We start from the raw sequence: 14,812 nt of genomic DNA on the forward strand, positions 1-14,812 counted from the left end.
CCATGCTCATCTCACCCAACAGCGGGCCGACGAACTCGGCATCGAGTTCGTCTTCATCCCGCCGTACTCGCCGACGCTGAACGCGATCGAACCGCTCTGGAAAGATCTCAAACGCGAAATCTCACCAAAGATTTTCGCGGACAAAGAGCACTTCCGCGAATTCCTCACCGAGACGTTTCTCCGATTGAGCCACCGCCTAAGCTTCGCTAGTGACTGGATTGAAACTTTCCTCCCGGATATTCAGGTGTTACAGTGATCACTCTCGCCGTGCGAGCGCGTTCCTGGTTCCGTGAGTTCCGCGAGATTGCGCTGATGTGTGTCGTCTATAACATCAAGCGAGCTGTGAAACAGTGAATTCCACCGCCCTATGGCGATTCAACAGAGCCGGGCGAAGGGATCGAGTTCCGTGCGCGACGGTGATATACTGACGGTATCCTTCGCCCATGCCGAGATTCTGGGAGTCGAGCGTCGCGCTCTCGCCGTTGAGGGGAATCTGGTCCCATCGGTGCTCGTGGAGGTGATGGACGTGGTTCTCCTCGGGGTTCGCACCGACGACGGCGAACTTGAGCGGGTCGCCCTGGTAGGCCTCGAAGACGTTGTCGCCGCCACCGGGATCGCCGTGGAGCCACGAGCTGTAGAACGTCCGGCCTTCCGCGCCGGTCTCGCCGATCCGCTCGCTCGTTCGATCGGCCCGATAGTTGATCGCGTGAAGCATCTGCTCGATGTCCGTCCCGGGGACGGTCAGTCCCTCCGGCCTGGTTCGGCCGTGATCGTGGTAGATCGGAACGAACTCGCGGTGATCGGGGAACTCCGGATGGTGGATGTCGACACGAGTTCCGCTTCGCAGCGGAGCGCCCGTACAGGGGTCGGTCCAGGTCGATCCTGCGGGCTCGACCATGAGCGCGCCGAACAGCCCTCGAGCCATCGAGTTGATCTCCTCGTTGTTGCCGTCCTCGGGGATACTATCCCACGCCTGGTAGGCACCGTCCTGGAAGAAATAGGCTCCCTGGCTGTCGGCATGCCACGTGTAGGTGGTCGACTCTCCCGGATCGACGGCCGTGTTCTCGTTGTAGCCGACGGCCATCCCGTCGCTCTCGTCGACCTCGTAGGCGATCCCGGTCGGATGGATCGAAGCCGGTCGTTTCTCGAAGTCGTCTCGTTCGGGATGGCAACCGAGACTGTTGACGAACTCGATCTCGACCGTGTCGCCCTCGTTGGCCCGCAAGACGAGCGGCTCGATCACCGACGTGTCGACCCCCGTCGTCCCCGGGTCGACGCCCTCGGCCTCGCGAACCGCCTCGAGGTTGAGTGATTAGCGCAATGGATGAATACGCATCACAGGCTCCGGCTCAAAGCGCTTCTCACCACGAGTGGATTTCCCGATTAAACAAGCGTCCGAGCGTCGCTGAGAACTAGATCGCCACGTTCCTTCTGGATATTCAGGTGTTGCAGTGACCACTCGAGGGGTCGATCGGATTCGTTGTTTCCGTTAGTCATTGTGTGGATCGCTCCATGTGTAAGGCTCTCATAACACGTCCGTGGGCCGACGTGTTCTGAGATCTCTTCGACGGATCCTCCCCGACCGATGACACGGCTCGTCGCCGATGCCGGGCTTGACGCACACCCTCGGTGAGCCGCGTTCGCGAGCGTCGAAGCCGAACTGACGACACCTCTCACGATATCGACAGGAAGACATCGACGCGTAGCTCGTGCTAACATGGTGGTAAGCCCCGTTCCGCTGGTGTCGGTTCAGATCGCAATCACCTCGTCCGGGGTTACGATATTAAATATCCGGTGACTGTCAGCAAGTAGCGGGTATCTAACAGACACGGAATACTGACTTTCGGATCGTAGAAGCTCCCTACCGTCCAGAAAGCGTGCCTTAGATCGGGGTATGGAGTGCCAAACGCATAGGAAGCGATGGATCGACGAATCCAATGGTAACGGTGGTAGAGCTTCCACCCATGGATACACCCGTTGGATTTCGGCGGGACTTGCAATACGTGGTCGCTGGTGGCGATCAACCGTCTGGCCAATCGATCCGAATATCTATTTCAAGACAGAGATAACTCATGGAGGACTGTAGCCGGATCTCGATTCGCTTGTCGATACCGATCTCGTCGGGAAGGGGCCCCTCGATCGCCGCTCCACGCGTCACGACCACAGCGAGCGAGTCACGAGTGGGAAGGCAAATACACCCATACATAAGTAATTTTGTACTATAATTTATATTGAAATCACTCTATGGCAGAAAGTAATCGAGTATTACTACTGAGCAGCCGATCCTCACCACCTGTTCGACCACGGAGCGGTGGTGTCGAGTGAGTATCCGGCGTCGAGGGCCGGATTCAGTCGCTCGCTCGCATCGGTTGGTTCATGGCCGAGTTGACACGAAGTGGTTCGTTCCGGCGCTCGAGATTGAGGCGCCGACGGGAGAGATACGGCGCGAGCGACTCGGCTGACAACACCCCCGAATAGACGCCGTCGGTGATGACGGGGAGGTGCTCGACACCGGCCGACCGCATCGTGGCGGCGGCTTCGCCGAGCGTCGTGAACGGCGAGATCGTAGTCGCCGGTGCGGACATGATCGATCGTACCGTCGGCCGGTCGTCGGGTTCCGTGACGAGTGCGGCAAAGTCGGACTCCGTAACCATCCCGACTACGGTGTCGCCCTCGAGCACCGGAAGTGCAGGGACCCGGATCCCGCGGAGGTACTCGGCCGCTTCGGAGACCGGCGTCTCGGGGGTGACCGTCGGCGGCAGACCGACGGTGACGTTCTCGACCGTCTGTTCGTACATGAGTGGCTCGTGATACCGGCAAATCGTATATAAGGTTAGTGGGCATACACCACCGACGTGCTAGTATTCCTAGTAGGATAACAACCGGAGGGTGGGGAATAGACACGGACGTTCGTGGGATTCCCGCCGCGACCGACGGATCGAGAGATCGCCTCACGCCGAGCGGAGCGTGACCGCGATGCCTTCGTAGTCCTCCAGAAAGGTGCCGCTGCCGCCGATGCTGACCTCTCCCTCTTCGGTTTCGAGAAAGAGGCTGTTCTCGAGGGCGAACTCGCTCGTGGCCGGTTCGACGAACGGCTGTCTGATCCGACTCACGCGTCCCGAAACGCGCTCCCCGTCGACGGTTTCGACGTCCGCCCACAGCTCTCGTCCGTTTCGATCGTGGAGGAACGCGTGTAAGACGGCCGTCCGGAACCAGTCGTAGTGGTTCGGGAGCGGGTCGGGGTCGGTGACGTACCGCTCGGTCGACGCCGGCCAGTAGGTGCCCAGATACAGCCCGAAGACCGCCCCCGCCAGGTTGCTCTCCGAGACGAACACCGCGTTCTCCCCGGCCTCGTGGGTTCCCCTGGGCAGTCCCGAGTCGCCGATCATCGAGACCTCGTCGTCGACCGCATAGAGGAAGGGGAGGTCCGCGCCCCACTGTCTGACCACGTCCGCCGCGTCCGCAAACGTCCGTTGGCTCGCTTCGGCGTCGTCGAGTTCCCCGACGAGCAAGAAGACGAGGGTCCCGTCCTCGTGGGCGGCCCGGAGTTCGGATTCGATCTCGGGATACACGTCGTGGGGGATCGCGACCACGATCTCGTGGTCGGCGTCGGCGATCGCGTTTCGAAACCGTTTGAGCACCGTCTCGCGGGATTTCACGATCTGGATCTCCGGTGCCTTGGGCGCGGTCTCGGTGTACCGGGCCTCGAGCACCGGCCGGATCGACTCGAGCCGCTTCGAGAGCGTGGCGATGGCTTCGTCCGGCGGGACCGCACGGATCGTCGTCGGCGATGCGTGATCGTTGACGCGCACGAGGCCCCGGTTCTCGAGGCGTTCGGCGATGCTGTAGACCGCACGCTGGGTGACGTCGGACTCCTCGGAAACCTCCCGCGTCGTCGTCTCGCCGGTCGAGAGAATGGTGAGGTAGGCGTCGATCTCCGTGTCCGAGAGGCCGAAGGCGCCCAGCTCCTCGCGCAGGTCGTCCGCTCGACTCGGTTCCGTCATCTATCCCTCATAGGACCGGGTGCGTAGTTGTGTCATTCGGTTAGTGCGTATCGCCGGGCCGGCGAGACGTCGGGAGCCGACGTTCGGTCGATCGGTATGACCGAGTACTGCGGTCGCGCGCACGCGTCGATTACCGTTCGTCGACCTTCTCCGTCCTGGGGTTCGTCATCGAAGGAGGTCCTCAAACGGGTCCCAGTCGAGGTAGATGAACGTCGCGGAACTGACCAGAATCACCAGGAGCATCGCAGTGCTCACGACCGCGATGACGTAGGACCCGGTGCCCCGTTCGACGAAGGGAACCGACAGCGCGAGGAAGGCGAGCAGGACGACGCTACACCCGAAGAAGACGCGCCACACGGCCGTCACGGGACCGTCCTCCGGCCCGAAGCGGCCCCCATCGCCGACGGAGAGCGGTCCCTCGGCGATTCCTTCGGTATCCGACCACGAGCCGGTGCGCGTGGAATCATGGCGAGCGTCGGTGGCCTTCCGCTCCGAACGACCCCGATCGGCGGTTCGTATCGGAGGCGTACACCACCGTCGATCACCCGTCGGTCGCCGGCGTCGAAGACTCTTCAACTCCCTCGAGGGGCTCGCTCTCCCAGTACTCGTGGTCCTCGTCGGACCGGTGACAGGCCACCGCACGGCCCGTCGACCCGTCGTCCCCGAGAGCGGGGGCGGTTCGGGTACAGGCCTCGCGGGCTTCGGGACAGCGCGTGTGGAATCGACAGCCCGAGGGCGGGTCCACCGGGTCAGGGATGTCGATCGACCGCACCGGCGGGTCGGCGATCTCCTGGGCGCTCGGATCGAGGTCGGCGGTCGCCCACCGCAGGACCTTCGTGTAGGGGTGCTGGGGGTTCCCGAGGACCTCCTCAGGCGGCCCGATCTCGACGATCTCGCCGAGGTACATGATGCCGATGCGCCCGCCGGATTTCTCGGCCAGGTACCGGGCGTTCGACAGCGTATGAGAGATAAACACGAACGACGTGTCGAACTGCTCCTGGAGCTCTAACAGGAGATCCATCGTCTCGACGCGAAGCGAGACGTCGAGCGCCGAAACCGCCTCGTCGGCGAGGATCACGTCCGGGTTCATCAGCAGTGCCCGCACGAGCGCGACCCGCTGTTGTTCGCCCCCGCTCAGTTGGTGTGGGAAGCGGTTAGCGTAGTCCTGGGGCGGGGTCATCCCGACGCGCCCGAGAAGCGCGTAGATGCGGGCCTGCCGGTCCTCCGTCGACATGTCGGGCTCCCAGCGCTTCAGGGGTGCCTCGAGCGACGTCAGGACCTTCTTGTTGGGGTTGAGCGACGCGCCGGGGTCCTGGTGGATGATCTGGAGCGCCCGGCGGATCTCCCCATACTCGATGTCGACGTCACCCGTGTCGTCCTTGGCGTCCCAGACGTCCTGGCCGTGGTACGTGACGGAGCCCTCGGTCGGCCGCTGGACGCCGATGACGGTCTTGCCGAGCGTCGTCTTGCCACAGCCGGACTCGCCGACCAGTGCGACCACGTCGTTTTCCGTGATATCCAGCGAGACGTCGTCGACGGCCCGGACCGTTTCGGGCTCGTCGAACAGCGAGTCGAACAGGCCCTGTTCCGTCTCGAAGTGGACCGAGACGTCCTCGAGCGACATGACGACGTCGTCGTCACTCTCCACGGTCGCGCCGGCGGTCGCAGGCCCGGACGTCTCGCCGTTCCCGTCCCCGTTCTCGTCGAACCCGTGGTCGCCGACGTCGGCGGCGAACTCCTCGCCGGGATCGAACGGGACGGCGTCGGCGGCCTCCTCGTGATGGAAACACGCGGTCCGCTGGTCGGGACCGGCCTCGAACCACGGCGGGACCGTGTCGAAACACTCCTGGGTCGCGAGCGGACACCGCGGGGCGTAGTGACAGCCGTCGGGCGTATGAGCCGGGTTCGGGGCCGTCCCCTCGATGGGCGTCATCGTCGACAGCGGCGCGTCGAGGTTCGGGACCGCCGTGAGCAGCGCCCGCGTGTAGGGATGTGCCGACTCCCGAACGATCCGCTCGCTGGGCCCGACCTCCGCGAGTTCGAACGCATACAGGATGGCCAGCCGATCGGCCAGTCCCGCGACCAGCGGCAGGTCGTGGGTGATAAACAGGATCGAGAGCTCGTACTTCTCCTTTAGGTCGTCCAGCAGGCTGAGGATCGAACGCTGCATCAGCAGGTCGAGCGCCCCCGTCGGCTCGTCCATCAGCAACACTTTCGGCTTCAGAACCAGCGAGAGGGCGATCAGCGCGCGCTGGCTCATCCCGCCCGACAGCTCGTGGGGGTAGGAGTCGAGCACCCGGTCGGGATCGAGATAGAGATCCGAAAGCAGCTGGTGGGCCCGATCCATCCCCGCCTCGGCGTCGTACTCGTGGGCGTCGAGCGTCTCCTCGAAGTGGCCCCGGATCGTCATCGTCGGGTTGAACGACGACAGTGCGCCCTGGAACACCATCGCGATCTCCTCCCAGCGGAACTTCTCGAGGTCGTCGCCGTCGAGATCGAGGACGTGAACCGGGTCGGCCCCCTGTTCGGGGTAGTAGCGCACGTCGCCGGTCGTGATCCCGGGTTCCTCGACGGCGTCCATCATCGAGTTCGCGAGCATGGACTTGCCCGAACCCGATTCCCCGACGACGCCGAGGATTTCCTCGCGCTTGAGGTCGACGCTCACGTCGTCGAGGACCATCGCGTCTCGCCTCTCCAAGTCGTAGGTGACGCTGACGTTCCGGGCCTCGATGATCGGATCCGCCGAATCGGCCATGGTTTCGTCGCCGGCGCCGGCGGTCGATTCCTCCTGGGTGAGTGAATCGGAATCGTTCCGTGTGTGTGCCATTCAAACCCCTCCTGTAGCCGTTGCAGTGGTCGTCGTCGATCCGCCCTTGCCGCCCTCGTCCTCGTCGTCCTCGATGGTCTCGGCGTGGCGTGCGCGCACCCGTGGGTTGAACACCCGGTCGGTACCCTGTGCGAACAGCGTCAGCCCGAGCGCGAGGACGATGACCGTCACCATCGGCACCACGAGCCAGTGGAGGGCCGCGGCCGAGGAGGTGGCCCCGGCTCGGTTGACCGCGGCGTCCATCATGACGCCCCAGTTCGTACTCGTATAGGGGAGGACGCCGAGGAAGTAGAGCCCGACGGAGCCGAAGATGACGGCACGGGCCTGTTGGACGAAGTTCATCGTGATGTACGGCATCAGGTTCGGAACGATGTCGCCGAGGACGATCCTCGGCGTTCCGATCCCCATGATCCGGGAGGCCTCGATGTACTCCGCGTCCCGGAGCGTGAGGACCTGCGAGCGGATCGCCCGCCCCAGTCCCGCCCACGCGTTGATCGTGATGAGGATCCCGATGACCGCCGGATTCCCCTCTATCTGGAGGACGGCGGCGAGGACGATCGTCAGCGGCAGTCCCGGGACCGTCATCACCATGTCGTTTATCGTCATCGCGACGCTGTCGAACCGTCCGCCCTTGTACCCGCTTACGGTGCCGACGGCGGTTCCGAGGACGACCGTGAACACGGCGCCGCTCGAGAGCATGATCAACATCGCCGGCGTCGCGTGGACCGTCTGCGAGAGGATGTCGACGCCCGACGCGGTCGTTCCGAGCGGGTGTTCGAGCGTTCGGAACGCCCCACGGAGCCGTGGCCCCTGGTTCGTGCTCGGAGCGTCGACGAGCCGTGGGCCGACGATGCCCATGAACAGGTAGAACGCGACGATGAGCGCGCCCGTCCGGGCACGCCAGTCGTCCCAGATGATCCGGGCGGGCGCGAGGACGCGCTCCTCGAGCCACTGGCGGCGTCGCTCCGACTCGGTCATCGTGATCTCCGCGGTCTGCTCGAACTCCGAGACCGTAGAGCCGCCGTCGGCCGCGACTCGGCCACGGCGCCCGTGGCCGGTGATCGCCGCCCGTTCCGGCGCGTCCTCGTGGTCCCCGTCGTCGCCGAGTGCGTCGACGAGAGGATCGTTCCCGTCGTCGCCCTCAGTAGGACTCACGTGATTCACCTCCTTTCGCCCGGGGGTCGAGTCGCCCGTAGGTCAGATCGGCGACGGTGATTCCGATGACCATCGCGACGGTGATGAGGATGAACCCGCCCATCATCAGCGGGTAATCGCGGGCGTCGATGGCCCGGATCAGGTAGAACCCGATCCCGGGGTACGCGAAGATGTTCTCGATGATGACCGCCCCGCCGAAGACGGTGCCGATGGCGATCATCAGCCCCGTGTACATCGGCAGTATCGCGTTTCGTGCGACGTACCGGATCGCGATGCGACGCGTCGGCAGTCCGCGCAGGCGGGCCGCCCGGAGGTAGTCCTCCCCGAGGATGCGGATGGCGTTGCCCCGCATGTTCAGCGCCCACCCGCCGAACGCGACGACCGTCATCGAGAGGATGGGTAACGCGCCGTGGTGGAGCACGCTCGCCAGAAAGGGGAGGTTGAACCCGACGGTGACCTCGGAGGCGTACCGGCCGCCGGTCGGGAACAGACCCTGCTGATATCCGAGAAACGTCAACCCCAGCAGTCCGACGACGTAGCTGGGCGTCGAGTTCAGGACCAGTCCGATGCCGGTCGATCCCACGTCGAACGTCGACCCTTCGCGATACGCCATGAGCGCGCCGAGGCTCACGCCGATGACGAAGGCGAGAAACAGCGACGACCCCGTCAGGAAGACCGTCCACGGGATGGCCGGGCCGACGATATCCGCCACGGGTTCGCCGTACCAGACCGACCGTCCCAGATCGCCCTGCGCGAGCCCGATCATGTAGTCGACGTACTGGACGTACACCGGCCGGTCCGGGTCGATCCCCGACTGGGCCTCGATGCGCATGTTGATCGCCTCGGGCGAGAGGTCGCTCCCTCCCTGCTGGATGATCTGGGCGCGCAGGTAGTCCATCGGCCCCCCCGGGAGGAGCCTGATGAGCGCGAAGCTAAACGACACCACCGCGAAGACGGTGAGGACGGATTGTGCGAGTCGTTTGACGATGTATTTCATGAGCGGGTTCGGTGGTGGTGGAGCGTCGACGACTGGAGGGCGGTGGCCATCATCGGGACCCTACTCCTCGGGCGTTGCCAGCTCGGAGATGTAGTCGCCGGGGGCGATCGTTTCGGAGTCGCGCAGATCGTCGTGCAGTACGGGCGCCTCGAACTCCGAGGGGACGTTCCAGGAGTCGGTGGCGTCCCCGCTTTGGAAGATCCAGTCGAAGTGGAAGTACGGATGTGTGTGATCGTAGGAGGCCCACCCCTGGAGCGCGAGCTTGAAGTTGCCCTCGCTGTAGTCGCCGCCCCAGTAGGTCGCCGAGTCCTGCATGACCGGCTCGGACTCGATGCCGAACTCCTGGAGCTGGGAGACGATCGTCTCGACGCCCGAGACCCAGTCGGAAAAGCCCGCGGGCCCCTTGATCGGGAGTTCGAGTGGCTCGCCGTCCATCTGCCAGGTGCCGTCCTGGCGCTCGTAACCCGCCTCCTGGAGCAGTTCGGCGGCTCGATCGGTCTGTTGTTCGGCACGACCGTAGGTCTCGAACTGGTCGACGACGCCCTCGAGCCAGTGGCCCTCGATCTGGTCGTCGAACTCGCCGGTCAGGCCGCTCGGGTACGTGACCGCAACCTTCGACCCGGTGCCCGCGCCGGAGTTCTTCGCGGCGTCGTCCCGGTTGATGACGTGTGCGATCGCCTTCCTGACCCGCACGTCGTCGACCGGCTCCTGGTCGTGGTTGAACACGATCCCCATCCCCCAGTGACGGGAGACCAGCGCGGTCTGCATGTGATCGGGAAGCTGACTCGTCTGGTTCTGGGGCATGAACAGCGTCGCCGAGCCGTCGGTCTCGCCGTTTTTGAGCGAGTTCCACCGTCCGGAGTTCTCCGGCTTGTAGAGGTATTCGACCTCGGGAAAGTTGATGTTTCCCGCGTCCGGGTGGTCCTCGTACTTCGTGACGAGCGTCCGCTGGCTGTCTGCGTCCTCCCACTGGAAGGGGCCGTTTCCGACCGGTTCGGGATCGGTGAAGTCGGTGAGTTCGCCCAGAGCCGTCGAGCGCTCGTCCTCGCTCTCGGCGTCGTCGAGCGCTTGCACGAACTCGCCGTACGTACCGTCGTAGGCACGCAACTGCGTGGGTGCGAGCAGCGAGAGGAGGATGTCCTCGTTTATCTCCCGGTCGAGGGTTATCTCGGCGGTCGTCTCGTCGGCCCCCTGGACCCGGTCGGGGACGGCATTGAGGTCGCCGTCGGGCAGGACGTACGGGCCGATCCCGCCCGCGCCACCGCTGTTGTAGAGGTCGAGTTTGAGCTGGTTCGCGACGTCGGTCCCCGTTACGGGATCGCCGTTGTGCCAGGTCTGTCCCTCCCGGACCTGCAGGGTCACGGTCGTCCCGTCCATCGTCCAGTCGCTGATGAGGTAGGGATGGTACTCCCTGGTGGAGACGTTGTACCGCATGAACCGGTCGAAGAGGGTCCGGCGTGCCTCGCCGTCGTTCGTCCCGTTCCAGGGGTTGTACTGGGAGTCGGCGGGGACCGCCCACTGCGAGAGGGTCAGCCGGTCGTCCTCGGCGTCCTCCTTCAGCGTCCAGTCGCCCGTCCGCGGGAGCCAACTCGTCGGCCAGTAGACCTGCATCCGCTCGTCGTCGGCCGGCGGCACGTTCCAGTCGTCGGTGGCCTGGAACGACTGGGCGAGCTTCTCCATCACCGGCAACACCGGCAACGTCTGGTTCGTCACGTACGCCAGCTCTTGGGTCATCGCCAGCGACGTGCTCTCGAACTGATCCGGGTTCGTCTCGTTGCCGCCGTCGCTGTCGTTTCCAGCGGTGTCGTTTCCGGCCTCGGTGTCGTTGCCGTTTCCGTTACCGTTGCCGTTGCCACCGCCGTTGCCGTCCCCGGTCGAGCCCGAATCGTCCGTCGCCTCCTGGCCTCCACAGCCGGCAAGGCCGGTCGCAAGCCCCGTCGTGCCGACTATCAGCATGTGGCGGCGCGATAGCGCCGGCGCGTTCGGCTGGTCAGCGTTCTCTGGCATCGTCCACTGTCATTATAGACCGGTGTATTAAAACTTCTGGTAGAACCCGTTCTTCAAGATTTTAGCCAGCGTTAAGTCCTCGATCCGAGTGGACACGACTCGAATGAAGGACTCATCGACCGAGAACCTCACCGGATCGGCTCGTCGCCGGGACCGTCTCGAACGGTCGGAGAACCTCGACGTGAGCCGGCGTAGCTCCGATGGGCCGGCACGTACGGCACCCCAGTCGTCTGCCCGTACTGCTGGCGTACGAGCCGGGAGTCGAACGAGTTCGTCACCGCCGTCCGAAGCCGGACCGTTCGCTCCGAGTGGCGGCCGTGACTGGCCGACCGGCGAGGTCGATGGGCGTCTCGCCCGTGGGGGCCAGTGAGCCGACGAAACGCAGGCGGGGACGACGACCACCCCTGGTGGAAGGAAGCCGTCGTCTACCAGGTGTACCCGAAGAGTTTCAACGACAGCGACGGGGACGGGATCGGCGATCTCGCGGGACTGGCGCGGCGCGCCGACTACCTCGACGACCTGGGGGTCGACGCCGTCTGGCTGTGTCCCGTCTACGGGTCGCCGATGGCGGACAACGGCTACGACATCAGCGACTACCGGTCGATCCATCCTGCCTACGGCGACATGGATGACTGGCGGCAAGTCCGCGACGTGCTCCACGAGCGGGACATCCGGCTGGTGATGGACCTCGTCGTCAATCACACCTCCGACGAGCACGAGTGGTTCCGGCGTTCGCGGCGCGAAGAGGACGGCTACGCGGACTACTACCACTGGTGGGAGGGAGAGCCAGACGAGCCGCCGAACAACTGGGAGTCGATCTTTGGCGGTCCGGCCTGGTCGTACGACGAGGCCCGCGGCGAGTGGTATCTCCACCTCTTCGACGAGAAACAGCCCGATCTCAACTGGCGAAATTCCGCGGTACGAGAGGACGTCCACGGGATGATGCAGTGGTGGCTCGACGAGGGAGTCGACGGCTTCCGGATGGACGTGATCAACCTCATCTCGAAGACCGAGGGGCTCCCGGACGGAGACCCGGAGGCGGGACTGACCGGGGCCGAGCACTTCATGAACGGGCCGCGCGTCCACGACCGTCTCCGGGAGATGCACGACCGGGTGCTCGACGACCGGGACCTCCTCGTCGTCGGCGAGACTCCCGGCGCCTCCGTCGCCGACGCCCGCGAGTACGTCGGGCCGAACGGCGACGGCCTCTCGATGGTGTTCCAGTTCGAGCACGTGACCGTCGACCACGGCGACGACAAGTGGACGACGGCGGACGTGCCCCTGGCCGAGTTCAAGGAGATCATCGCGAAATGGCAGGCCGGGCTCGCCGACGAGGGGTGGAACAGCGTCTACCTCAGCAATCACGACCAGCCCCGGATGGTCTCCCGGTTCGGCGACGACGGCGAGTATCGGCGCAAGTCCGCGAAGTTGCTCGGAACGCTCACGCACACGCTCCAGGGAACCCCGTTCGTCTATCAGGGCGAGGAGATCGGGATGACGAACGCCCCCTTCGAGTCGCCCGATGAGCTGCGGGACGTCGAGGCGAAAAACTACGTCGAACGGGCCGTAGAACACGGCGAGGCCGACTGCTACGAGGACGTCCGGGAAACCGTCGAGGCAACGGCCCGGGACAACGCCCGGACGCCGATGCAGTGGTCGGACGATACCCACGCGGGCTTTACCGACGGCGAGCCGTGGATCGAGTGCAATCCGAACTACGCGGAGGTCAACGTCGAGCGCGCGCGCTCGGACCCGGATTCGGTCTTGAGCTACTACCGGGAGCTGATCGCGCTCCGCCACGAGCGGGACCTGCTTGTCTACGGGGAGTTCGAACTGCTCGCTCCCGACGACCCCGACGTCTTCGCCTACTCGCGGCGCCTCGACGGCGAGCGCGGCCTGATCGTTCTCAACGTCGCGGCCGACGCCACGAGCTTCGACGTACCCGCCGAGGTCGACCGCGACGGCCTCGAGCTAGTGATCGCCAACGCTGACGACGCGCCGGCGACGGTCCCAGCGACCCTCGACCTGGATCCCTACGAGGCACGGGTGTATCTGACGCCCTCGCAGGAGGGTGGTGTGGGCCGATGACCCCCCGAACCGCCGACGCCGCGTTCGACCGCCAGTGGTGGAAGGAAGCGATCGTCTATCAGATCTATCCGCGGAGCTTCAACGACAGCGACGGCGACGGGATCGGTGACCTCCGGGGGATCGTCGAGAAGGTCGACTATCTCGACGACCTGGGCGTCGACGTCGTCTGGCTGTGTCCCGTCTACGACTCCCCGATGGCGGACAACGGCTACGACATCCGGGACTTCCGGTCGATCGCCGACACCTACGGCAGCGTCGACGACTGGGAGCGCCTGCGCGACGTGCTCCACGAGCGGGGCATCCGGCTGGTCATGGATCTCGTCCTCAACCACACCTCCGACGAGCACGAGTGGTTCCGGCGTTCGCGGCGCGAAGAGGACGGCTACGCGGACTACTACCACTGGCGGGAGGGAGAGCCAGACGAGCCGCCGAACAACTGGGAGTCGATCTTTGGCGGTCCGGCCTGGTCGTACGACGAGGCCCGCGGCGAGTGGTACCTCCACCTCTTCGACGAGAAACAGCCCGACCTCAACTGGCGAACTCCCGCCGTGCGAGAGGAGATGAAGGCGGTCGTCGAGTGGTGGCTGGAACGGGGTATCGACGGGTTCCGCATGGACGCCGTGAGCCACATGTCCAAAACCGACGGGCTTCCCGACGGCGATCCGTCGAACTCGCCCGTCGGCGCCGAACATTACAGCCACGGCCCGCGCCTGGAGTCGTACCTCGCGGAACTGAACGCGGACGTGCTCTCGGCGTACGACGCGATGACCGTCGCCGAGATGGGAATGACGACCGTCGACCAGGCCGCCGACTACGTCAACGCGGCCGACAACGGGATCCACATGGTGTTCCAGTTCGACCACCTTGACGTCGGCGGCCACACGGAGGACTGGGAGTTCGACGACGGGACCGACGGATCCGACGGGGACGACGCCGGCAGCGACGCGGGCGGAATCGACCTCCCGGAGTTCAAACGGGTCGTCACCGAGAAACAGCGCGAACTCGACTGGGACGCGATCTTCCTCGGGAACCACGACGTGCCCCGGATCGTCTCGCAGTTCGGCACCGACTCCTACCGCGAGCGATCGGCGACGCTGCTCGGAACCTTCCTGCTGACGATGCGGGGAACGCCGTACATTTACCAGGGCGAGGAGATCGGGATGACCAACACGGAGTTCGAGAGCCTGGACGCGCTGGACGACCCGAAGACGGTCGGACGGGTCGAGGCGCTCCTCGAGGACGGCGTCGTCGACTCCTTCGAGGAGGTCGCCGGCGTCGTCAACGCCCGGAGCCGCGACCACGCCAGGACCCCCATGCAGTGGTCCGACGACCCCCATGCGGGCTTCACCGGCGGCGAGCCCTGGCTCCCCGCCAACGAGAACTATCCCGCGGTCAACGTCGGCGTCCAGCGGTCCGGCGAGGAGTCCGTCCTGGCGGGCTACCGGCGGCTGATCGACCTCCGGCAACGGTTCGATGTGCTCGTCTACGGCGACTACGAGCTGCTCGCGCCCGACCACGAGCAGGTGTACGCGTACGTCCGAACCGGTAACGCGGAAACGGTACTGGTCGTGCTCAACTGGTCGGCCAGTCCCGCCCACGTGCCCGATCTCGATGTCGCGACCGACGACGCCGACCTGCTGTTCGCGAACGCGGCGGACGCGCCGGCCGACCCGAGCGGGGCGACGCTGCAGCCCTACGGGGCAACCGTGTACCTGCTCTGAAGTCATCGCCGTC

The 14,812-nt window shown here is 65.2% G+C and carries 10 protein-coding genes and 3 pseudogenes; 5 read left to right on the plus strand and 8 right to left on the minus strand.

What is annotated here, in order from left to right; all coding sequences use genetic code 11:
* Positions 1–256 (plus strand): transposase (locus LCF40_RS17575; RefSeq protein ID WP_224829500.1); only part of this gene is annotated, 256 nt, incomplete at its 5' end.
* Positions 257–264: 8 nt separating this feature from the next.
* Positions 265–354: pseudogene (locus LCF40_RS17580) on the plus strand (IS5/IS1182 family transposase); the annotation flags it as partial.
* Here the strand turns inward: LCF40_RS17580 and LCF40_RS17585 are convergent.
* A pseudogene (locus tag LCF40_RS17585) lies at positions 332–1,252 on the minus strand (multicopper oxidase domain-containing protein); the annotation flags it as partial. The pseudogenes LCF40_RS17580 and LCF40_RS17585 overlap by 23 nt on opposite strands.
* A 712-nt stretch (positions 1,253–1,964) precedes the next feature.
* Here LCF40_RS17585 and LCF40_RS23790 point away from each other — a divergent pair.
* Positions 1,965–2,212, plus strand: a pseudogene (locus LCF40_RS23790) (PadR family transcriptional regulator).
* Positions 2,213–2,348: 136 nt separating this feature from the next.
* Here the strand turns inward: LCF40_RS23790 and LCF40_RS17595 are convergent.
* The 7 genes from LCF40_RS17595 to LCF40_RS17625 form a co-directional block, all read right to left on the minus strand.
* Positions 2,349–2,798 carry a CBS domain-containing protein gene (locus LCF40_RS17595; protein ID WP_224829502.1) on the minus strand — a complete coding sequence of 150 codons (450 nt, stop codon included), beginning with the start codon at positions 2,796–2,798 and terminating at the stop codon, positions 2,349–2,351.
* A gap of 153 nt (positions 2,799–2,951) precedes the next feature.
* On the minus strand, positions 2,952–4,004 hold the full coding sequence (locus tag LCF40_RS17600; RefSeq protein WP_224829503.1) for a TrmB family transcriptional regulator: 1,053 nt from the start codon (positions 4,002–4,004) through the stop codon (positions 2,952–2,954).
* A 165-nt stretch (positions 4,005–4,169) separates the two neighbouring features.
* Positions 4,170–4,370 (minus strand): hypothetical protein, encoded by a 201-nt coding sequence (locus LCF40_RS17605; protein WP_114575397.1) that lies wholly within the window; start codon positions 4,368–4,370, stop codon positions 4,170–4,172.
* 175 nt (positions 4,371–4,545) lie between these two features.
* Positions 4,546–6,831, minus strand: a complete 2,286-nt coding sequence (locus tag LCF40_RS17610) for an ABC transporter ATP-binding protein (protein ID WP_114575398.1) — start codon at positions 6,829–6,831, stop codon at positions 4,546–4,548.
* Complete coding sequence (locus LCF40_RS17615) at positions 6,832–7,995, minus strand: ABC transporter permease (RefSeq protein WP_114575399.1); 1,164 nt, start codon at positions 7,993–7,995, stop codon at positions 6,832–6,834. It lies immediately after the preceding gene.
* Positions 7,973–8,983 carry an ABC transporter permease gene (locus LCF40_RS17620; RefSeq protein WP_114575400.1) on the minus strand — a complete coding sequence of 337 codons (1,011 nt, stop codon included), beginning with the start codon at positions 8,981–8,983 and terminating at the stop codon, positions 7,973–7,975. The genes LCF40_RS17615 and LCF40_RS17620 overlap by 23 nt, the downstream gene beginning before the upstream one ends.
* Positions 8,984–9,043: 60 nt before the next feature.
* Positions 9,044–10,990 carry an ABC transporter substrate-binding protein gene (locus LCF40_RS17625; protein ID WP_224829505.1) on the minus strand — a complete coding sequence of 649 codons (1,947 nt, stop codon included), beginning with the start codon at positions 10,988–10,990 and terminating at the stop codon, positions 9,044–9,046.
* A 366-nt stretch (positions 10,991–11,356) separates the two neighbouring features.
* Between LCF40_RS17625 and LCF40_RS17630 the strand changes: the two genes are divergently transcribed.
* Positions 11,357–13,078, plus strand: coding sequence for a glycoside hydrolase family 13 protein (locus tag LCF40_RS17630; RefSeq protein ID WP_224829506.1), 1,722 nt, complete (start codon positions 11,357–11,359; stop codon positions 13,076–13,078).
* On the plus strand, positions 13,075–14,799 hold the full coding sequence (locus LCF40_RS17635; protein WP_224829507.1) for a glycoside hydrolase family 13 protein: 1,725 nt from the start codon (positions 13,075–13,077) through the stop codon (positions 14,797–14,799). Before LCF40_RS17630 ends, LCF40_RS17635 begins: the two co-directional genes overlap by 4 nt.
* The last annotated feature ends 13 nt before the right edge of the window (positions 14,800–14,812 follow it).

Source organism: Saliphagus infecundisoli (assembly GCF_020177375.1).
GTDB lineage: Archaea > Halobacteriota > Halobacteria > Halobacteriales > Natrialbaceae > Saliphagus > Saliphagus infecundisoli.